A 20219-nucleotide genomic window follows, 5' to 3' on the forward strand; every position below is an offset into this window, starting at 1 on the left:
TCTTTTACTGTTTAGATTGGATATCTGTAAAGACTTCGTTGTATTTCTTAACAATATCTGATTTATTCTTGATGACATAATCATAATCTTCAGTGAGTGTTTTGATTTTGTCAATTGGTTTCATATTTTCACTTGTTTTAGCATTTTTACGAACAGGACGGTTAGTAGTGGTTGTACCAAGTGTATCTTGTACTTCTTGAGAGATAATAAAATCGATAAATTTCTTGGCATTTTCCATGTTTTTGGCTTTTTTAACGATAGCAGCACTAGCAGGTAGGAAGACGGTTCCTTCTTTTGGATAGACTACCTTGATGTTAGCTCCGTCATTTAAGAGTTTAACAGCCGGATCTTCATAAGAGAGACCGACAGCCATTTCTCCGTCAGCGACTGCTTTATAGACACCAGATGAGCTTGAACCGATTTTACCATCAATAAGTGTGAAGAGATCTTTTACATAAGCCCAGGCTTTATCGTCTTTGTAACCACCTTGAGCTTGGAGCATATTTGTTAATTGAGCAAAGGCGCTAGAAGAGTTTGCTGGGTCAGCAGTTGCGATTTTTCCTTTTAGTTCAGGTTTGAGAAGGTCGCTATATCCTTCGATGTTCATGCCTTTCGTTAAATCAGGATTGACGATTAAAACACTACCATCTAGTGTATAAGGAGTAGAGTAGCCGGTTGTGTTTTGATATTCTTTGATAACATTATCATTTTCTTTTGAAGTATAGTTTTCAAAGAGTTCTCCGTGGGTAGCATATTGTGTATAAGAACCACCAAAGATGACATCAGCTACAGGAGCTTCTTTTTCTGACTCTAGTTTTTTGAAAAGTTCTCCAGTACCAGCTTGAATCAGTTCTACTTTGATACCATATTTTTCTTCAAAGGCAGGAATAGTTGCTCCAATTAAGCCCTCTGAGTTTGGTGAATAAACGACTAGCGAACCGTCGTCTCCTTTATCAGATGAACCGCCATCGGCAGATTCATTAGAAGAACAAGCAGTAAGACCAAAAAGAGCTAGTCCGCAAGCAGCATAATACATCCATTTCTTTTTCATGATGGATACCTCCGTTGTGTTATTTAAGTTTATTTTAAAACAGTGTAAGCGTTTTTAAAACCGACAATTCTATTCTATTAGAGTAAAATTCTCTACAAAAAGAAGAATAGCTTATTTTACTATTCTTCCGAGTGATTTCAATTCCTTTGGGGAAATATGGAGATACTTTTTAAATACTTTAGCAAAATATTTATAGTCTGAAAATCCAACTTGGTCAGAGATGTCGCTTAGAGGGGAGTTGGGAGATTCAGCCATCTTATCTATAGCTTGTTTCAGGCGATATTGTAAGATATATTCATTTAGAGTCATGGGGAAGTCTTCTTTGATAACTTTATATAGATAGCTTTCGCTATAGTTTAAAGCTTCAGCAATAGTCGCAATCGTAAAATGCTCTGCATAATGCTTGTGGACAAAGGAAATAATTTGTTGAATGATTTGGTTTTGTGTATCAACCTGTTGGATAGAGGTGAGTAAAGTTTGATATTCTTCTAAAAAAGGAGTTTCTTGATAGGTGCTACCTTGTAATCGCAAAACAATTTTTTGAAGACATTCTGTCAACTCCTTGGTATCAATTGGTTTGGATAAGAAATCAACTGCTCCATATTGCATGGCTTTTTTAGCATTTTGAAAATCGTTATAACCTGATAAGATAACTTTTTCATAGGAGAGAGTACGAGTGGCTTCAAACATCATAAAAGCATCCATAATTGGCATTGTGATGTCTGTTAAGACAATATGAGGTTCTTTTTCTTGGATGAGTTTCATTCCCTCTTGACCGTGACTGGCAGTTCCTACGACTTGGATACCTAGGGCAGAGTAGTCTACGGCAATCTCTAGCCATTTTCGAATGAGGTGTTCGTCTTCTACGATAATGAGCTTAAACATGAGTTAGTCCTTTCGTTATAAATTTGACCCAAGTTTCTCCTTGGCGATTGACTCCTAAATCTAGCTGGACATCAGAAAAGAAATTGCTCAATCGTTTATAGCTGTTAACGATGCCATGCTGGGTATGAGGGCTTTCTAAAGAGTCTAAAATAGCGAGTCGCTCTTGTTTTGTGAGTCCTCCGGCGTTATCCTTGACTAAAAAAGTCAGAGAATCTGCTTCCAAGGTAATTTGGATATCTATATGAAGATCAATACGGTATTGCATCCCATATTTTATAGCATTTTCTACTAGAGGAAGCAAGAAAAGTTTAGGAATAGGTTGATTATCAACAGTTTCTGGACAGACAATATCATAAGAAAAGTGCTCGAAACGAATCTTATGAATCATCAGGTAATCCTCTATAATCTTTAAATCTTGGCAAATGGTTGTTTCTTTTTCTAAATCGGTGATACTGTAGCGAAGAATGCGCGTGAGATTTTGAATCAGGTCTTGTGTGAGAGCGGCATCCATTAAAGAAGTGATTTTAATCGTCTCAAGTGTATTGTAGAGAAAATGAGGATTGAACTGAGCTTCCAGCATTTTTCTTTCAAAAATCCACTTTTCTTTTTCTATGGTCAACATTTTTTGATGAAGTTGATCTAATTCGTACAACATATTGTTGATTTTTTCTGCCATAAACTCAAACTCATCACCTGTTTGTAGAGAAAGCCTTTTTTCTGCTTGTTTGGGAATTTCTTGAAGTTGATAAACCAAACTTTCAATAGGAACAGCATTGTGTGTGGCAATCTTATGAGCAATTCGTCTCGCTTGCCAGAAGTAGAGGAAGAATATACATAAGGTGAGGACGGAAGCTAGGCCGAGTAAGCTAGGAATGGGAAAGAAGGATTGAAAAGTATAGATTGAAAAAATAGCACCGACTTTTTCTTTTTGAATAATAAGCGGTTCATTCGCATACCAGTGGGTGCGAGAGTGTAGGAGTTTTTCATCCAATTTTTCAAGAGTGGAACGAGTGAACTGATTTGTGTTGTTGGAAAACATATTTCCAAAGCCATCGGTAATGATGTATTTAGAATTTATCATTGGGAAACTTGAGATGAAATCATTCTCATTTACGAAAGCAATAGTATAGGCCTTAACTCGTTGGTTTTGAAGTAGTGGTTTGATAAAGAGTGTGTAGTGTTGCTTGTCTGAAGAAAGTGCAATTTTTTCTGTCACTTTTTCTTGAGAAGGATTTTGAATGAGCAGTTTTAGATAGTAGGGTGATAAAATACCTTCTTGATGATTTCGATTGGTACTAAATAGTAATTCACCTGTATCGTTTAGAATAATGAGGTCAGAACTAAGCTTCAATCTAGCTTTTGTCTCGTAAAATAAGCTAAAGACTTCTCTCTCTGTGTGTTTGCCGTCCAAAAATTCAGGAATCATTTTATGGTTCATAGTAGTCAGGAGCTCATTATTTGCTTCTTTCATTTCTTGAACCTGTTTGACAATCTGTCTCGTATCTTTGGAGAGTTGCTGCTTTTGTAAAAAATAGGAAAAACCAAAAAGTAAAATGAGTAGTAAAAGAGAGGTCACAAAGGCTGCGATAGAGCTTCTATGGAGAATTTCTTTTTGGAGCGATTTTTTAAAGGAATGAGACATCTGCTACCTCCTTGGAAGGGTTTTCTGTTATAAGTATAGCAGTTTAAAAATTTTAGAGCAAGGTAAAATAGAAAAGGTTTGGCTAAAATTTTTTAGCTAAACCTTTTGAAAAGTTAAGTATGTATTATAGATGCTTGTTATCTGCAAATAGCTAGAGCATTTCAAGGAAATGAACTAGAAATAACAATTAATATGATGGTTCAGAAATACCTTTTGATAATCAATAAGATCTTCGGGATGAAGTGCGTTGACTCCATCCATTTCATATTTCCGATTTAATAAACGATATTTGTTTTCACCAAATTGATGAAAAGGGAGTAGTTGAACTTGGTCGATATTTAATGAGTTAAATAAAGTAGCGAATTCTTCGGCATCCTCTAAACTATTGTTAAAATCAGGGATAACTGGGATTCTTAAAACAATCATTTTATTTTGAGAAAAAGCATAATGAATGTTTTTAATAATCATTTGATTAAAAACCCCAGTCACTTTTTTATGTTTTATAGAATTATAATGTTTTAGGTCTGTGTAGATAAAATCCACATATTGAATTAAATCAATAAATTTTTCATGATCAACAAAGGCAGTAGTTTCAATGGCAGTGTGTATGTGATGTTCTTTAGCTGATTTTAAGATGGCTTTAGCAAATTCAAACTGAGCAAATATTTCACCTCCTGATAAAGTTAAACCTCCACCGGATTCTTCGTAAAATTCTTTGTCTTTTAATACCTCTGTAATAATTTCTTCTACAGTCTTTTCTTCACCGACTAAGGTGAATTTCTCTCGTTGAGCATCTTTCATTTTTTCAGGTTTCATTCTTTGAGATTCAGGATTAGAACACCATGGACAGCGCAGAGGACATCCTTTTAAAAAAACAGTTGTACGAATACCCGGGCCGTCATGAATTGAAAAGTGTTGAATATTAAAAATAATTCCTTTAGATATTTCCATAAGAGTTCCTCCTCTTCATAAGTCTATCCTATCACAAAAACGAAAGAAAAACAATTACGAACGAAAGTTTAATTTGTTGTTTTTTGCTTTTTATTTTGGTAGAATAAAACGGAGGTGTAAAATGAAAAGATTGGAACAAATTATTAAATTAGTATCAGAATATGAAAAGATCGACGTTAATACATTATCGGAAAAATTAAATGTATCGAAAGTAACGATTAGAAAAGATTTAGATAAATTAGAGTCAAAAGGTTTATTACACAGAGAGCATGGATATGCTGTATTAAATAGTGGAGATGACTTAAATGTACGTTTGTCAATTAACTATGAAATTAAGAGAAAAATTGTTCAGGAAGCAGTAAAATTGGTGTCAGATAATGAAACAATAATGATAGAATCTGGATCGACCTGTGCTTTACTTGCTGAGGAAATTTGCAAGCAAAAAAGAAATGTTACGATTGTAACAAATTCATTTTTTATAGCAAATTTTGTGAGAGCTTATGATTCATGTCGTATTATTGTTCTTGGTGGAGAGTTTCAGAAGGATTCACAGGTTACTGTGGGACCTTTATTAAAAGAAATGATACAGACTTTTCATGTGCATCAAGCTTTTGTTGGGACAGATGGTTACGATAAAGAGATGGGCTTTACAGGAAAAGATTTAATGCGCAGTGAGGTAGTTCAATATATTTCAGCAGCGTCGGATAAAGTCATTGTACTAACTGACTCAAGTAAATTTGATAAAAGGGGTACAGTAAGAAGATTTGCTTTAAGTCAAGTCTATGAAGTAATAACAGACGAAAAACTTTCTAAACAAAATATAGCTACATTAGAAAATGCTGGGATAATGGTTAAGGTAGTTTCGTAAGAGGTTAAATGTATGAATCAAGATAGGAATAAACTGCTCTCTAAAATTGCTTATCTGTATTATATTGAAAACTTAAATCAGTCACAAATAGCAGCAAAATTAGGAATTTATAGAACCTCTATTAGTAGAATGTTAACAGAAGCAAGGAATGCAGGAATTGTTAAAATTGAAATAGAGAATTTTGATACCAATATGTTTAAGTTGGAAAATTATGTAAAAGAAAAATATGGTCTGGAAAGTTTAGAAATTATTCCAAATGAATTTGATGATAATCCAACAATTTTATCTGAAAGAATTTCTCAAGTTGCAGCAGGTGTCCTTAGGAATCTAATTGATGATAATATGAAAATTGGCTTTTCTTGGGGGAAAAGTTTAAGTAATTTAGTAGATTTAATTCACAGTAAAAGTGTCCGAAATGTTCACTTCTATCCTCTAGCAGGTGGTCCTAGTCACATACACGCTAAATACCATGTGAATACACTGATTTATGAAATGTCTAGAAAATTTCATGGAGAGTGTACATTTATGAATGCAACGATTGTGCAAGAAAATAAATTGTTAGCAGATGGTATTTTGCAATCAAGATATTTTGAAAATTTGAAAAATAGTTGGAAAGATTTAGATATAGCTGTAGTCGGAATTGGTGATTTTAGCAATAAAGGAAAGCATCAATGGTTAGACATGCTTACAGAGGATGACTTTAAAGAATTGACCAAAGTTAAAACTGTAGGAGAAATTTGTTGTCGATTTTTTGATTCAAAAGGTAAAGAAGTCTATGAAAACTTACAGGAAAGAACGATAGCAATCTCTTTGGAAGATTTAAAAAATATTCCTCAAAGTTTAGCTGTTGCTTACGGTGATACGAAAGTATCTTCGATTCTTTCTGTCTTGCGTGCTAATTTAGTAAATCATTTGATTACAGACAAAAATACAATTTTAAAAGTTTTGGAAGAAGATGGGGATTTGACTTTTAGAGAGATTCTAGGTGAGTGAAAATGATAGACTGATTCAGTTTATCGTTTTTCTTTTTAGTTGATTGCACATTTGTGCTTATATAAACAAAAATAGTTTATCTGTTGTTTTTGGATTGACAAGTTTATTATGTAGTTGTATTCTATAGTTACAAAAGAAAATTTTAAAATTTCAAATGAAAAAAGCTTTTTACATAGTGAAATGAGGAGGAATTTATGGAAATTATTGTTCCAGATCAAATTATCATGGGTTTAATTTTATATGCTGGTGATGCGAAACAACATATTTATAAAGCGTTAGATTACATAAAAAATGGTACATGTGAACGGTGTGAAGAAGAAATCCAGTTAGCTGATGCAGCCTTATTAGAAGCTCATAATCTACAAACAAAATTCTTGGCACAGGAAGCGTCTGGTACAAAGACAGAAATTACAGCTCTCTTTGTTCATTCACAAGATCATCTCATGACTAGTATGACGGAGATTAATTTAATCAAAGAAATTATTAGTTTGAGAAAAGAACTTCATAAAAAATAATACTAGAGTATTATCATTGTTATTAACATAGAGGAGGAAAACATAATGGTGAAGATTGGTTTGTTTTGTGCAGCAGGTTTTTCTACTGGTATGCTTGTAAATAATATGAAAATTGCAGCGCAATCTAGTGGAGTTGAGGCAGAAATAGAGGCGTTTTCTCAGTCTAAATTAGCGGATTATGCGCCAAATATAGATGTTGCACTATTGGGTCCACAAGTTGCTTATACATTAGATAAATCAAAAGAAATTTGTGATAAGTGTGATGTTCCGATAGCTGTTATTCCGATGATGGACTATGGTATGTTAGATGGGAAAAAAGTATTAGATTTGGCCCTATCTTTGATTAGTGGGTAAGAAAAGGAGATTTATTATGGCAAAGATGGATGTTCAAAAAATCATTGCACCTATGATGAAGTTTGTGAATATGCGTGGTATTATAGCTCTAAAAGATGGTATGTTAGCAATTTTGCCATTGACAGTAGTTGGTAGTTTATTCTTGATTATGGGACAATTGCCATTTGAAGGATTAAATAAGGGCATTGCTAGTGTATTTGGAGCAGATTGGACAGAGCCTTTTATGCAAGTCTATTCAGGAACTTTTGCTATTATGGGTCTAATTTCTTGTTTTTCAATTGCCTATTCTTATGCTAAGAATAGCGGAGTAGAGGCATTGCCAGCTGGGGTTCTTTCTGTATCTGCATTCTTTATTTTGCTAAGATCGTCTTATATCCCTAAACAAGGTGAGGCGATTGGGGACGCTATTAGTAAAGTTTGGTTTGGAGGTCAAGGAATTATCGGTGCTATCATTATAGGTTTGGTAGTAGGAAGTATTTATACCTTCTTTATAAAGAGAAAAATTGTTATTAAGATGCCAGAACAAGTTCCACAAGCTATTGCCAAACAGTTTGAAGCAATGATTCCAGCATTTGTAATTTTCTTATTTTCTATGATTGTATATATTTTAGCGAAGTCACTGACTAATGGCGGAACATTCATAGAAATGATTTATTCTGCTATTCAAGTTCCGTTGCAAGGTTTAACTGGATCTTTGTATGGTGCTATTGGAATTGCATTCTTTATATCATTTTTGTGGTGGTTTGGTGTTCATGGGCAATCGGTAGTAAATGGAGTAGTGACAGCTCTGCTTTTATCTAATCTTGATGCTAATAAAGCTATGTTAGCCTCTGGTAATCTATCATTAGAAAATGGAGCACATATTGTTACTCAACAGTTTTTAGATTCATTTTTAATTCTATCTGGTTCAGGAATTACGTTTGGTCTTGTAGTTGCCATGCTTTTTGCAGCAAAATCTAAACAGTACCAAGCGTTAGGGAAAGTAGCAGCTTTTCCAGCAATATTTAACGTAAATGAGCCAGTTGTATTTGGATTTCCGATTGTCATGAATCCAGTTATGTTTGTACCTTTCATTCTTGTTCCTGTACTTGCAGCTGTTATAGTATATGGAGCTATTGCAACAGGTTTCATGCAGCCATTTTCAGGAGTTACCTTACCTTGGAGCACCCCAGCTATTATATCAGGATTTATGGTTGGTGGATGGCAAGGTGTTGTGACTCAGTTATTAGTATTGGCGATGTCTACAGTGGTTTATTTTCCATTCTTTAAGATACAAGATCGTTTAGCTTACCAAAATGAAATCAAACAATCTTAGAGGCATTTGTGTGTTACTGTTAAACTCACACATTTGTGCTAAAAATTAGGGAGTTAGAGTTTTTCTAGTTAAAAGCTTGAAATTCTCTAAAAAATTAGGTATTATATTTTCGAAAGAAACAAAAATATTTTCGAAAGAAAGGTGCTTACGATGGTAAATAAAGAAGTAGCAAGAACAACAATCAAGACAGAATATTTTGGCAGCCTTACTGAAAGGATGAACAAATATCGAGAAGATGTTTTAAATAAAAAACCTTATATTGATGCTGAAAGAGCAGTTCTAGCAACACGCGCTTATGATCGATATAAGGAACAACCTAATGTCCTAAAACGCGCCTATATGCTCAAAGAAATTTTGGAAAATATGACTATCTATATCGAAGAAGAATCTATGATTGCGGGAAATCAGGCTTCTTCCAATAAAGATGCTCCTATTTTTCCAGAATATACGCTAGAATTTGTTCTCAATGAGTTGGATCTTTTTGAAAAGCGTGATGGAGATGTTTTCTATATTACTGAAGAAACAAAAGAACAACTTAGAAGTATTGCTCCGTTTTGGGAAAATAATAATTTACGTGCGAGAGCTGGTGCCTTGTTACCTGAAGAAGTGTCTGTTTATATGGAAACAGGATTCTTCGGTATGGAAGGTAAGATGAACTCTGGAGATGCTCACTTAGCAGTTAACTATCAGAAACTGTTGCAATTTGGTTTAAGAGGTTTTGAAGAGCGGGCTCGTAAAGCGAAAGCAGCACTAGATTTAACAGATCCAGCAAGTATTGATAAATATCATTTTTACGACTCTATATTTATCGTAATCGATGCTATTAAAGTATATGCAAATCGCTTTGTTGATCTTGCTAAAAGTTTAGCCGAAAATGCAAATCCTAAACGTAAGAAAGAATTACTTGAGATTGCAGATATTTGTTCTCGAGTCCCATATGAACCGGCAACTACTTTTGCAGAAGCTATTCAATCAGTTTGGTTTATTCAATGTATTTTACAAATTGAATCTAATGGCCACTCTCTTTCATATGGCCGTTTTGATCAATATATGTATCCATATATGAAGGCTGATTTAGAAAGTGGTAAAGAAACAGAAGATAGCATTGTTGAACGTCTGACAAATCTTTGGATTAAAACCATTACAATTAATAAGGTCCGCAGTCAAGCACATACATTTTCTTCAGCAGGAAGTCCTTTATATCAAAATGTTACAATTGGTGGACAGACTCGAGATAAGAAGGATGCTGTTAACCCATTATCTTATTTGGTATTAAAATCAGTTGCACAAACCCATCTACCGCAACCTAATCTAACTGTACGTTACCATGCAGGTTTAGATGCTCGTTTCATGAATGAGTGTATTGAAGTGATGAAACTTGGTTTTGGTATGCCTGCATTTAATAATGATGAGATTATCATTCCTTCTTTTATTGCAAAAGGAGTATTGGAAGATGATGCTTATGATTACAGTGCCATTGGATGTGTTGAAACGGCAGTTCCAGGGAAATGGGGCTATCGTTGCACAGGTATGAGTTATATGAACTTCCCTAAGGTTCTACTTATCACGATGAATGATGGAATTGATCCGGCTTCGGGTAAACGGTTTGCACCAAGCTTTGGTCATTTTAAGGATATGAAGAACTTTTCTGAATTAGAAAATGCTTGGGATAAAACACTAAGATATTTGACACGAATGAGTGTTATTGTTGAAAATTCTATTGATTTATCATTGGAACGAGAAGTTCCTGATATTCTATGTTCAGCATTGACTGATGATTGTATTGGTCGTGGAAAACACCTTAAAGAAGGTGGAGCAGTATATGATTATATATCAGGTTTGCAAGTTGGAATTGCAAATTTGTCGGATTCATTAGCTGCAATTAAAAAATTGGTATTTGAGGAAGAACGTATAAGCCCAAGTCAGCTTTGGTATGCACTGGAAACAGATTATGCCGGAGAAGAAGGTAAGGTCATTCAAGAAATGTTGATTCATGATGCACCTAAGTACGGTAATGATGATGATTATGCTGACAAATTGGTTACTGCTGCTTATGACATTTATGTTGATGAAATTGCTAAATATCCTAATACACGTTATGGAAGAGGTCCTATTGGAGGAATTCGTTATTCAGGGACATCTTCTATCTCAGCCAACGTAGGACAGGGACGTGGAACATTAGCAACGCCAGATGGACGCAACGCGGGTACACCGTTAGCAGAGGGTTGTTCACCATCACATAATATGGATCAACACGGCCCTACATCTGTTTTAAAATCTGTTTCAAAATTACCAACAGATGAAATCGTAGGTGGGGTTCTCTTAAATCAGAAAGTAAATCCTCAAACGTTAGCCAAAGAAGAAGATAAATTAAAACTAATTGCTTTGTTACGAACCTTCTTTAATCGTTTACATGGGTACCATATTCAATACAATGTTGTTTCCAGAGAGACGTTGATTGACGCTCAGAAACATCCTGAAAAACACAGAGATTTAATTGTTCGTGTTGCAGGATACTCTGCATTCTTCAATGTTCTTTCTAAGGCAACCCAAGATGATATTATAGGACGTACTGAGCATACATTGTAAAATAAAGAGGTTCTTTTTATGGAATTTATGCTTGACACATTAAATTTAGATGAGATTAAAAAATGGTCTGAAATTTTACCGCTAGCTGGGGTAACTTCAAATCCCACTATTGCAAAAAGAGAGGGTTCTATTAATTTTTTTGAACGAATCAAAGATGTAAGAGAATTGATTGGCTCTGCACCCTCTATTCATGTTCAGGTGATTTCTCAAGATTTTGAAGGCATCTTAAAGGATGCTCATGAAATTCGTAGACAAGCAGGAGATGATATATTTATCAAAGTACCTGTTACTCCGGCTGGATTACATGCAATAAAGGTGCTAAAAAAAGAGGGCTACCATATCACTGCAACAGCTATTTATACAGTTATTCAGGGATTATTAGCTATCGAAGCAGGAGCGGATTACCTAGCTCCATATTATAATAGAATGGAAAATCTGAACATTGATTCAAATTCTGTCATTCGTCAATTAGCTCTTGCTATTGATAGACAGAACTCTCCTAGTAAGATTTTAGCTGCATCCTTTAAAAATGTAGCACAAGTAAATAATGCTTTAGCTGCAGGTGCGCATGCTGTTACAGCAGGAGCAGATGTTTTTGAATCAGCTTTCGCCATGCCATCTATCCAAAAGGCGGTTGATGATTTTTCTGACGACTGGTTTGTTACTCAACATAGTCGTTCCATTTAGGTAGAAAGGAAACAAACATGAGAATTTTTGCTAGTCCTTCGAGATATATTCAAGGGGAAAATGCCTTGTTCGAAAATGCCAAATCAATATTGGATTTGGGGAATCGTCCTATTCTATTATGCGATCAGTTGGTTTATGATATTGTTGGAAAACGATTTGAAGATTACCTACATAGGTATGGTTTCCATATTGTTCTAGCCAAGTTTAATGGTGAAGCTTCTGACAATGAAATCAATCGAGTTGTTGCCTTGGCTGAGAAAGAAAATTGTGATAGTATTATCGGTCTTGGTGGGGGAAAGACGATTGATAGCGCAAAAGCTATTGCAGATTTGATTGAAAAGCCTGTTATTATTGCTCCAACAATTGCATCGACCGACGCACCTGTATCTGCTTTATCTGTTATTTATACAGATGAAGGTGCATTTGATCATTATCTATTTTATTCTAAAAATCCAGATTTAGTTTTGGTTGATACAAAAGTTATTTCACAAGCCCCTAAGCGTTTATTAGCGTCTGGTATTGCAGATGGTTTAGCAACTTGGGTTGAGGCGCGTGCGGTTATGCAGGCAAATGGAAAAACTATGTTAGGACAACAGCAAACGTTGGCTGGAGTTGCAATTGCGAAGAAATGTGAAGAAACGCTGTTTGCAGATGGTTTACAGGCTATGGCAGCTTGTGAAGCTAAAGTGGTGACACCAGCATTAGAAAATATTGTTGAAGCTAATACTTTATTGAGTGGCCTAGGTTTTGAAAGTGGAGGATTAGCTGCGGCGCATGCAATTCATAATGGTTTTACTGCATTGACAGGTGACATTCATCATTTAACACATGGTGAAAAAGTAGCTTATGGAACTTTGGTACAACTTTTATTGGAAAATAGACCTAAAGAAGAACTTGATAAGTATATTGAGTTTTACAAAAAAATTGGTATGCCAACAACTCTAAAAGAAATGCATTTAGATCAAGTTGGATATGATGATTTAATAAAAGTTGGTAAACAAGCAACTATGGAGGGTGAGACAATCCATCAGATGCCGTTTAAGATTTCGCCTTCAGATGTTGCTCAAGCTATCATCGCTGTAGACGCCTATGTAAATTCAAAATAAACAATAAGGACTACTGTTTTCCAAATGGTAGTCTTTTATTGATCCTCGTATTGAATCCGATGCTCTTCATAAATTAAAAAGCGACACAGGTTGTCGGCTATTTATTGTAAATACATTAATTAGCATTCCAGTTTTATCTTCGGTCTAAAATCAGTATTTTATGTTATAAGAGATAAGCTTCTTGTTTTGCTCTTTGATTTCCCGCATGACAATAAGATAAAAAAGTGAGTGATAGAGCAATCCATAGTCATCAAAATTAATGAGATACAGTATACAGTTTTTTCTTTTAACACATTTCAAATTCCCTCAAAAATGGTATAATAGTAACATCACAAAATTGGAGAGAGACCATGAGTTTTTACAATCATAAAGAAATTGAGCCTAAGTGGCAGGGCTACTGGGCAGAACATCATACATTTAAGACAGGAACAGATGCATCAAAACCGAAGTTTTATGCTCTTGATATGTTCCCTTATCCATCTGGAGCGGGTCTGCACGTAGGACACCCAGAAGGTTATACTGCAACCGATATCCTCAGTCGTTACAAACGTGCGCAAGGCTACAATGTCCTTCACCCAATGGGTTGGGATGCTTTTGGTTTGCCTGCAGAGCAATACGCTATGGATACTGGTAATGACCCAGCAGAATTTACGGCTGAAAACATTGCTAACTTCAAACGCCAAATCAATGCGCTTGGATTCTCTTACGACTGGGATCGTGAAGTCAACACAACAGATCCAGACTACTACAAGTGGACGCAATGGATTTTCACCAAGCTTTATGAAAAAGGCTTGGCCTATGAAGCGGAAGTGCCAGTAAACTGGGTTGAGGAATTGGGAACAGCCATTGCCAACGAAGAGGTCCTTCCTGATGGAACTTCTGAGCGTGGAGGCTATCCAGTTGTCCGCAAACCAATGCGTCAATGGATGCTCAAAATCACGGCTTACGCAGAGCGCTTGCTCAGTGACTTGGATGACCTGGACTGGCCAGAGTCTATCAAAGACATGCAACGCAACTGGATTGGGAAATCAACTGGTGCTAATGTAACTTTTAAAGTAAAAGGAACAGACAAGGAATTTACAGTCTTTACAACTCGTCCTGATACCCTTTTCGGTGCGACTTTCACCGTTTTGGCTCCTGAACATGATTTGGTTGACGCTATCACAAGTCCAGAGCAAGCAGAAGCAGTAGCAGACTACAAACATCAAGCCAGCCTCAAGTCAGACTTGGCTCGTACAGACCTTGCTAAAGAAAAAACAGGGGTTTGGACTGGTGCTTATGCCATCAACCCTGTCAATGGCAAAGAAATTCCAATCTGGATTGCGGACTACGTCCTTGCTAGCTATGGTACAGGTGCAGTAATGGCTGTGCCAGCCCACGACCAACGTGACTGGGAATTTGCCAAACAATTTGACCTTCCAATCGTCGAAGTACTTGAAGGTGGAAACGTTGAAGAAGCTGCTTACACAGAAGATGGTCTTCACGTTAATTCAGACTTCCTAGATGGACTCAACAAAGAAGACGCAATTGCTAAGATTGTGGCTTGGTTGGAAGAAAACGACTGTGGTCAGGAGAAGGTTACCTACCGTCTCCGCGATTGGCTCTTTAGCCGCCAACGTTACTGGGGAGAGCCAATTCCTATCATTCATTGGGAAGATGGAACTTCAACAGCTGTTCCTGAAAATGAATTGCCACTCGTCTTGCCAGTAACCAAGGACATCCGTCCTTCAGGGACTGGTGAAAGTCCACTAGCTAACTTGACAGACTGGCTTGAAGTGACTCGTGAAGATGGTGTCAAAGGTCGTCGTGAAACCAACACCATGCCACAATGGGCAGGTTCAAGCTGGTACTACCTCCGCTATATCGATCCACACAACACTGAGAAATTGGCCGATGAGGATCTTCTCAAACAATGGTTGCCAGTAGATATCTACGTGGGTGGTGCAGAGCATGCTGTTCTTCACTTGCTTTACGCTCGTTTCTGGCACAAATTCCTCTATGACCTCGGTGTTGTTCCGACTAAGGAACCATTCCAAAAACTCTTTAACCAAGGAATGATTTTGGGAACAAGCTACCGTGACCACCGTGGCGCTCTTGTGGCAACCGATAAGGTTGAAAAACGTGACGGTTCTTTCTTCCATGTGGAAACAGGAGAGGAGTTGGAGCAAGCACCAGCTAAGATGTCTAAATCGCTTAAGAACGTTGTCAACCCAGACGATGTAGTGGAACAATACGGTGCCGATACCCTTCGTGTCTATGAAATGTTCATGGGACCACTTGATGCTTCAATCGCTTGGTCAGAAGAAGGTCTGGAAGGAAGCCGTAAATTCCTTGACCGTGTTTACCGTTTGATTACAAGCAAGGAAATTGTTGCGGAAAACAATGGCGCTCTTGACAAGGTTTACAACGAAACAGTCAAAGCTGTCACAGAACAAATCGAATCATTGAAATTCAACACAGCCATTGCCCAACTTATGGTCTTTGTCAATGCGGCTAACAAGGAAGATAAGCTTTATGTAGACTACGCCAAAGGCTTTATCCAGTTGATTGCGCCATTTGCTCCTCACTTGGCAGAAGAGCTCTGGCAAAGAGTTGCAGCAACAGGAGAATCTATCTCTTATGTAGCTTGGCCAACTTGGGATGAAAGCAAATTAGTTGAAGACGAAATTGAAATCGTTGTCCAAATCAAAGGAAAAGTCCGTGCTAAACTCATGGTAGCCAAAGACCTATCACGCGAAGAATTGCAAGAAATTGCTCTGGCTGACGAAAAAGTCAAGGCAGAAATTGACGGTAAGGAAATCGTGAAAGTGATTGCGGTACCGAACAAGCTTGTCAACATTGTTGTGAAATAAGATAGGAATCCTTCAGAGTAGAATCTGGGGGATTTTTTGAATCTTCTTATGAAAGTATGGTATACTATGGGCAACTATAAAGTTTGAAATTAGGGAGAAAGCTATGCCAGTAAATGAATATGGTCAGATGATTGGGGAGTCAATGGAAGGTTATACATCCGGTGCACTGCCTTCTATTGATTTCTTAGAAGGGCGTTATGCTCGGATAGAGGCTCTCTCGGTAGAAAAACATGCGGAGGATTTGCTAGCTGTTTATGGCCCTGATACGCCTCGGGAGATGTGGACTTACTTCTTTCAGGAGCCAGTAGCAGATATGGAGGAGTTGGTTAGCCTTTTAAACCAGATGTTGGCTCGTAAGGATCGTTTTTACTATGCGATTGTAGACAAGGCAACTGGTAAGGCTTTGGGAACTTTTTCTCTCATGCGCATTGACCAGAATAACCGAGTAATAGAAGTGGGAGCTGTCACTTTTTCTCCAGAGCTCAAGGGGACTCGGATTGGAACCGAAGCCCAGTATTTACTGGCTCGCTATGTCTTTGAGGAGCTGAACTATCGTCGTTATGAGTGGAAATGCGATGCCTTAAATCTGCCATCCAGACGAGCAGCGGAACGTTTAGGCTTTATTTATGAAGGAACCTTCCGTCAGGCAGTGGTTTATAAGGGACGGACGAGGGATACGGATTGGTTGTCTATGATTGATAAGGACTGGCCAAAAGTCAAAGCTCGATTGGAATCATGGCTGACTCCTGAAAATTTTGATAAAAATGGACGACAGTACAAGAGCTTGAGAGAATTTTAAGAGGTGGTGACATGATTACTATTAAAAAGCAAGAAATTGTCAAGCTAGAGGATGTTTTGCATCTCTATCAGGCTGTCGGTTGGACAAATTATACAAATCAACCTCAGATGCTGGAGCAGGCCTTGTCTCATTCATTAGCGATTTATGTGGCACTTGATGGTGATGCTGTGGTGGGCTTGATTCGTTTGGTTGGAGATGGATTCTCATCAGTATTGGTTCAGGATTTAATCGTTTTACCAATCTATCAGCGCCAAGGGATTGGTAGTGCCCTAATGAAAGAGGCTTTAGAGGATTACAAAGATGCCTATCAAGTCCAGCTGGTGACAGAAGAGACAGAAAAAAACGTGGGATTTTATCGTTCTATGGGCTTTGAAATCTTATCCACCTATAATTGTATAGGAATGACTTGGATGAATCGAGAAAAATAATAAAACCTGTTTTTCTTAAGCAAAGTTTAAGGATGATCTAGTATTATATAGTTATTAAATAAAGACCTCCTAACTTTATTTAATGAAATCCTAAAACTTTTTTCATCATAATCTCCTAATGAAGCCACCCAATCAGGTGGCTTTTTTGTGGGGTGAGGTGATGGTAATAGAAATTTTTTGAAAAATGGTAGAATTTGAAAAAAGTTAAGCTAGTTTTAAGCTTCGTCTTGTATCATATAGTTATTAAATAAAGACCTCCTAACTTTATTTAATAAAATCCTAAACTTTTCTTTTTCATCATAATCTCCCTTAACTTCACCCAATCAGGTGGAGTTTTTTGGCTCTATTTCAGGCTTTTGAGGAGTTTTCTAAACATCATTTTCCGATATTTTCCGGTATTTTTCGGATTTTGGTTGGGGAATTGGCGGGGACTTTTTAGGAAATATGACTAAGAAATAGGTTTGCTGTTACTTCAGCTACTTCAAACTCAATTTGATTGTAAGTGACTGTTAATTGAAGGACTGGAACTGCTGTAATAATGATTTTGCTTGTCCAGTAGTGGCGTATTAAATGAGGAGTGACATGTAAGATTTTCTATTCGTTTACTAAATCAAAATTTCTATGAAATTGATAGAATCCCTAACTTTCTCTTAAACTTGAAAGTCTTGTTGTAAAGCGGTTAAAGCTTGAGAAGCTGAGAATATAAACCTTTGACAAATTTTGTGAACTATGGGATAATAAAAGGGAATTGAGTACTAGTTCTATATCATAGGCTAGAAAAGACCCCAAGCTCACGACCAAATAAGCTTGAGGTCTTTTTTGACACTATTTGTCCTTGTTTAGCCATTTATCTACTAAGCGAAGAACGACACCGACCACAATTGGTCCGATGATAGTTTTGAGTACTAATTCCATCATGGGCTATCTCACCTCCTTTCGTAGGCGGTGTAGCAGTGCCGTATAATATTATACCACATAAATGTTAAACTCGGGAGTCACCCAATCAGGTGGAGTTTTTTGGCTCTATTTCAGGCTTTTCGGGAGTTTTCTAAACATCATTTTCCGATAACTTTCGCAATCTTGAAAGTCTTGTTGTACAGAGGTTTAAGAGAATATAAACCTTTGACAAATTTTGTGAACTATGGGATAATAAAAGGGAATTAAGTATTGTGTCTATATCATAGGCTAGAAAAGACCCCAAGCTCACGTCCAAATAAGCTTGGGGTCTTTTTGACACTATTTATCCTTGTTTAGCCATTTATCGACTAAGCGAAGAACGACACCGACCACAATTGGTCCGATGATAGTTTTAAGTATTGTATCCATCATGGGCTATCTCACCTCCTTTCGCAGGCGGTGTAGCAGTGCCGTATAATATTATACCACATACGTGCTAAACTCGGGAGTCACCCAATCGGGTGGCTTTTTTGTTTGTGGCTTGGTTTTTTGATATAATAGAGCCATGAGTAGAATTTTAGACAATGAGATAATGGGGGATGAAGAGTTAGTAGAACGCACGCTCCGTCCTCAGTATTTACGTGAATATATCGGGCAGGATAAGGTCAAGGATCAGCTCCAAATCTTTATCGAAGCTGCCAAAATGCGGGATGAAGCGCTGGATCATGTCCTTTTATTTGGACCTCCAGGTTTGGGGAAAACGACCATGGCCTTTGTTATTGCCAACGAACTGGGTGTCAATCTCAAGCAGACGTCTGGGCCTGTCATTGAAAAAGCCGGAGATCTAGTAGCGATTTTGAATGACTTAGAGCCTGGGGATGTTCTCTTTATTGATGAGATTCATCGCTTGCCCATGTCGGTGGAAGAGGTGCTTTATAGTGCCATGGAGGACTTTTACATTGACATCATGATTGGTGCTGGTGAAGGTAGTCGCAGTGTTCATTTGGAGTTGCCACCTTTTACCTTGATTGGTGCGACGACTCGGGCTGGTATGCTCTCAAATCCGCTACGGGCACGTTTTGGAATTACAGGTCATATGGAGTATTATGCCCATGCTGATTTGACGGAAATTGTTGAGCGGACGGCAGATATTTTTGAGATGAAAATCACTCATGAGGCAGCATCCGAGTTGGCCTTGCGTAGTCGTGGAACCCCTCGTATTGCCAATCGTCTCCTCAAGCGCGTGCGTGATTTTGCCCAGATAATGGGGAATGGGGTGATCGATGATCTTATTACCGATAAGGCTTTGACCATGCTGGATGTTGACCATGAAGGTTTGGACTATGTGGACCAAAAAATCCTTCGGACCATGATTGAGATGTACGGTGGTGGCCCTGTTGGTCTAGGAACTCTTTCTGTTAACATAGCAGAAGAGCGTGAGACAGTGGAGGACATGTATGAGCCCTACTTGATTCAAAAAGGTTTTATCATGCGTACGCGGTCTGGACGGGTGGCGACTGCTAAGGCATATGAGCATTTGGGGTATGAGTACAGTGAAAAATAAGCAAGAAATTCTAGAGGCTTTTAGAAAAAATCCAGATATGATGACTATTCTGACTATCATCCGAAACCTGGAGTTGACAGATTCCTGGTTGGCAGCGGGTTCTGTCAGAAATTTCATCTGGAATCTCTTGTCAGACAAATCCCCTTTTGACTGTGAAACAGATGTAGATGTGATTTTCTTTAATCCAGATATTTCTTATGAGGAAACCTTATTACTGGAGAAAAAGCTACGAGAGGATTCTCCTCAGTACCAATGGGAGTTGAAAAATCAGGTCTATATGCATCAGCACAGTCCTCACACTGCTCCCTATACCAGTTCTCGTGATGCTATGAGTAAGTATCCAGAACGATGTACGGCTGTTGGACTACGCTTGAATGAAGAATCCGCTTTGGAACTCTATGCACCTTATAGTTTGGAGGATATTTTGAATTTTCAAGTTCGTCCAACTCCTCATTTTTTAGAGAATCAAGACCGAATGAAGCTCTATCAAACACGATTATCCAAGAAAAATTGGCAGGAGAAATGGAAAAATTTGATTTTTAAAAATACTTAAGGAAACTTTAAGCTAGGAAGTGTATACTAAGTCCATAAGTTAAGAAGACCTTAACTTAAACTCCTAAAACTTTTTCATAATAATCTCCCTATAAAAAATAAAGTCGCCAAATCAGGCGGCTTATTTTTTTGGAAATGGGCTTTGTGCCTGAGAATAATACTCAATGAAAA

Annotated in this window: 19 protein-coding genes; 13 read left to right on the plus strand and 6 right to left on the minus strand. The window is 37.3% G+C overall.

Annotated elements, in window-relative coordinates; all coding sequences use genetic code 11:
- Positions 1-4: 4 nt before the first annotated feature.
- The 4 genes from HT721_RS03210 to HT721_RS03225 all read right to left on the minus strand — a co-directional run bounded on the left by HT721_RS03210 (position 5) and on the right by HT721_RS03225 (position 4529).
- Entirely contained in the window at positions 5-1051 is a 1047-nt protein-coding gene (locus HT721_RS03210; RefSeq protein WP_173228891.1) for an ABC transporter substrate-binding protein, read from the minus strand.
- 111 nt (positions 1052-1162) lie between these two features.
- Complete coding sequence (locus tag HT721_RS03215; protein WP_173213314.1) at positions 1163-1936, minus strand: response regulator; 774 nt, start codon at positions 1934-1936, stop codon at positions 1163-1165.
- Positions 1929-3578, minus strand: a complete 1650-nt coding sequence (locus HT721_RS03220; protein ID WP_173228893.1) for a histidine kinase — start codon at positions 3576-3578, stop codon at positions 1929-1931. The genes HT721_RS03215 and HT721_RS03220 overlap by 8 nt, the downstream gene beginning before the upstream one ends.
- Positions 3579-3752: 174 nt before the next feature.
- A complete protein-coding gene (locus HT721_RS03225; RefSeq protein WP_173228895.1) occupies positions 3753-4529 on the minus strand; it encodes a glycyl-radical enzyme activating protein in 777 nt (258 codons plus the stop codon).
- A gap of 121 nt (positions 4530-4650) precedes the next feature.
- Between HT721_RS03225 and HT721_RS03230 the strand changes: the two genes are divergently transcribed.
- The 11 genes from HT721_RS03230 to HT721_RS03280 all read left to right on the plus strand — a co-directional run bounded on the left by HT721_RS03230 (position 4651) and on the right by HT721_RS03280 (position 17035).
- Complete coding sequence (locus HT721_RS03230) at positions 4651-5397, plus strand: DeoR/GlpR family DNA-binding transcription regulator (protein WP_000824966.1); 747 nt, start codon at positions 4651-4653, stop codon at positions 5395-5397.
- Positions 5398-5409: 12 nt separating this feature from the next.
- The gene (locus tag HT721_RS03235) at positions 5410-6390 is read left to right on the plus strand and encodes a sugar-binding transcriptional regulator (RefSeq protein ID WP_001070840.1); all 981 of its coding nucleotides are present in this window, start codon (positions 5410-5412) and stop codon (positions 6388-6390) included.
- Between the two features lie 194 nt (positions 6391-6584).
- On the plus strand, positions 6585-6905 hold the full coding sequence (locus HT721_RS03240; protein WP_000402908.1) for a PTS lactose/cellobiose transporter subunit IIA: 321 nt from the start codon (positions 6585-6587) through the stop codon (positions 6903-6905).
- 45 nt (positions 6906-6950) lie between these two features.
- Entirely contained in the window at positions 6951-7259 is a 309-nt protein-coding gene (locus tag HT721_RS03245) for a PTS sugar transporter subunit IIB (protein ID WP_000238721.1), read from the plus strand.
- Positions 7260-7275: 16 nt separating this feature from the next.
- Positions 7276-8574 (plus strand): PTS sugar transporter subunit IIC, encoded by a 1299-nt coding sequence (locus tag HT721_RS03250; RefSeq protein ID WP_173228897.1) that lies wholly within the window; start codon positions 7276-7278, stop codon positions 8572-8574.
- Positions 8575-8724: 150 nt separating this feature from the next.
- Positions 8725-11163, plus strand: coding sequence for a glycyl radical protein (locus tag HT721_RS03255; protein WP_173228900.1), 2439 nt, complete (start codon positions 8725-8727; stop codon positions 11161-11163).
- Between the two features lie 18 nt (positions 11164-11181).
- Complete coding sequence (locus tag HT721_RS03260) at positions 11182-11850, plus strand: fructose-6-phosphate aldolase (RefSeq protein WP_173228902.1); 669 nt, start codon at positions 11182-11184, stop codon at positions 11848-11850.
- Between the two features lie 17 nt (positions 11851-11867).
- Complete coding sequence (locus HT721_RS03265; RefSeq protein ID WP_164226681.1) at positions 11868-12956, plus strand: glycerol dehydrogenase; 1089 nt, start codon at positions 11868-11870, stop codon at positions 12954-12956.
- A gap of 350 nt (positions 12957-13306) precedes the next feature.
- Positions 13307-15808, plus strand: coding sequence for a leucine--tRNA ligase (gene leuS / locus HT721_RS03270; RefSeq protein ID WP_173228904.1), 2502 nt, complete (start codon positions 13307-13309; stop codon positions 15806-15808).
- A 103-nt stretch (positions 15809-15911) separates the two neighbouring features.
- Positions 15912-16607, plus strand: a complete 696-nt coding sequence (locus HT721_RS03275; protein ID WP_173228906.1) for a GNAT family protein — start codon at positions 15912-15914, stop codon at positions 16605-16607.
- Positions 16608-16618: 11 nt separating this feature from the next.
- Positions 16619-17035, plus strand: a complete 417-nt coding sequence (locus HT721_RS03280; protein ID WP_173213333.1) for a GNAT family N-acetyltransferase — start codon at positions 16619-16621, stop codon at positions 17033-17035.
- Between the two features lie 825 nt (positions 17036-17860).
- On the opposite strand, the gene HT721_RS03285 is transcribed toward HT721_RS03280, so the two are convergent.
- On the minus strand, positions 17861-17953 hold the full coding sequence (locus HT721_RS03285; protein WP_000970382.1) for a type I toxin-antitoxin system Fst family toxin: 93 nt from the start codon (positions 17951-17953) through the stop codon (positions 17861-17863).
- Positions 17954-18271: 318 nt separating this feature from the next.
- Positions 18272-18364 (minus strand): type I toxin-antitoxin system Fst family toxin, encoded by a 93-nt coding sequence (locus HT721_RS03290; protein ID WP_000969509.1) that lies wholly within the window; start codon positions 18362-18364, stop codon positions 18272-18274.
- A gap of 133 nt (positions 18365-18497) precedes the next feature.
- On the opposite strand from HT721_RS03290, the gene ruvB reads away from it, so the two are divergent.
- Together ruvB and HT721_RS03300 are read left to right on the plus strand one after the other, a co-directional pair.
- The gene (ruvB, locus tag HT721_RS03295) at positions 18498-19496 is read left to right on the plus strand and encodes a Holliday junction branch migration DNA helicase RuvB (RefSeq protein WP_319946277.1); all 999 of its coding nucleotides are present in this window, start codon (positions 18498-18500) and stop codon (positions 19494-19496) included.
- Positions 19477-20049 carry a nucleotidyltransferase family protein gene (locus tag HT721_RS03300; RefSeq protein ID WP_173213335.1) on the plus strand — a complete coding sequence of 191 codons (573 nt, stop codon included), beginning with the start codon at positions 19477-19479 and terminating at the stop codon, positions 20047-20049. The genes ruvB and HT721_RS03300 overlap by 20 nt, the downstream gene beginning before the upstream one ends.
- The last annotated feature ends 170 nt before the right edge of the window (positions 20050-20219 follow it).

This window comes from Streptococcus sp. 4094 (assembly GCF_013277125.1).
GTDB lineage: Bacteria > Bacillota > Bacilli > Lactobacillales > Streptococcaceae > Streptococcus.

What these genes read in the sequence shown, in the direction of transcription:
- HT721_RS03210 (WP_173228891.1), bottom strand. Translation starts at nt 1,051, where the DNA reads ATGAAAAAGAAATGGATGTATTATGCTGCTTGCGGACTAGCTCTTTTT.
- HT721_RS03215 (WP_173213314.1), bottom strand. Translation starts at nt 1,936, where the DNA reads ATGTTTAAGCTCATTATCGTAGAAGACGAACACCTCATTCGAAAATGG.
- HT721_RS03220 (WP_173228893.1), bottom strand. Translation starts at nt 3,578, where the DNA reads ATGTCTCATTCCTTTAAAAAATCGCTCCAAAAAGAAATTCTCCATAGA.
- HT721_RS03225 (WP_173228895.1), bottom strand. Translation starts at nt 4,529, where the DNA reads ATGGAAATATCTAAAGGAATTATTTTTAATATTCAACACTTTTCAATT.
- HT721_RS03230 (WP_000824966.1), top strand. Translation starts at nt 4,651, where the DNA reads ATGAAAAGATTGGAACAAATTATTAAATTAGTATCAGAATATGAAAAG.
- HT721_RS03235 (WP_001070840.1), top strand. Translation starts at nt 5,410, where the DNA reads ATGAATCAAGATAGGAATAAACTGCTCTCTAAAATTGCTTATCTGTAT.
- HT721_RS03240 (WP_000402908.1), top strand. Translation starts at nt 6,585, where the DNA reads ATGGAAATTATTGTTCCAGATCAAATTATCATGGGTTTAATTTTATAT.
- HT721_RS03245 (WP_000238721.1), top strand. Translation starts at nt 6,951, where the DNA reads ATGGTGAAGATTGGTTTGTTTTGTGCAGCAGGTTTTTCTACTGGTATG.
- HT721_RS03250 (WP_173228897.1), top strand. Translation starts at nt 7,276, where the DNA reads ATGGCAAAGATGGATGTTCAAAAAATCATTGCACCTATGATGAAGTTT.
- HT721_RS03255 (WP_173228900.1), top strand. Translation starts at nt 8,725, where the DNA reads ATGGTAAATAAAGAAGTAGCAAGAACAACAATCAAGACAGAATATTTT.
- HT721_RS03260 (WP_173228902.1), top strand. Translation starts at nt 11,182, where the DNA reads ATGGAATTTATGCTTGACACATTAAATTTAGATGAGATTAAAAAATGG.
- HT721_RS03265 (WP_164226681.1), top strand. Translation starts at nt 11,868, where the DNA reads ATGAGAATTTTTGCTAGTCCTTCGAGATATATTCAAGGGGAAAATGCC.
- leuS (WP_173228904.1), top strand. Translation starts at nt 13,307, where the DNA reads ATGAGTTTTTACAATCATAAAGAAATTGAGCCTAAGTGGCAGGGCTAC.
- HT721_RS03275 (WP_173228906.1), top strand. Translation starts at nt 15,912, where the DNA reads ATGCCAGTAAATGAATATGGTCAGATGATTGGGGAGTCAATGGAAGGT.
- HT721_RS03280 (WP_173213333.1), top strand. Translation starts at nt 16,619, where the DNA reads ATGATTACTATTAAAAAGCAAGAAATTGTCAAGCTAGAGGATGTTTTG.
- HT721_RS03285 (WP_000970382.1), bottom strand. Translation starts at nt 17,953, where the DNA reads ATGATGGAATTAGTACTCAAAACTATCATCGGACCAATTGTGGTCGGT.
- HT721_RS03290 (WP_000969509.1), bottom strand. Translation starts at nt 18,364, where the DNA reads ATGATGGATACAATACTTAAAACTATCATCGGACCAATTGTGGTCGGT.
- ruvB (WP_319946277.1), top strand. Translation starts at nt 18,498, where the DNA reads ATGAGTAGAATTTTAGACAATGAGATAATGGGGGATGAAGAGTTAGTA.
- HT721_RS03300 (WP_173213335.1), top strand. Translation starts at nt 19,477, where the DNA reads ATGAGTACAGTGAAAAATAAGCAAGAAATTCTAGAGGCTTTTAGAAAA.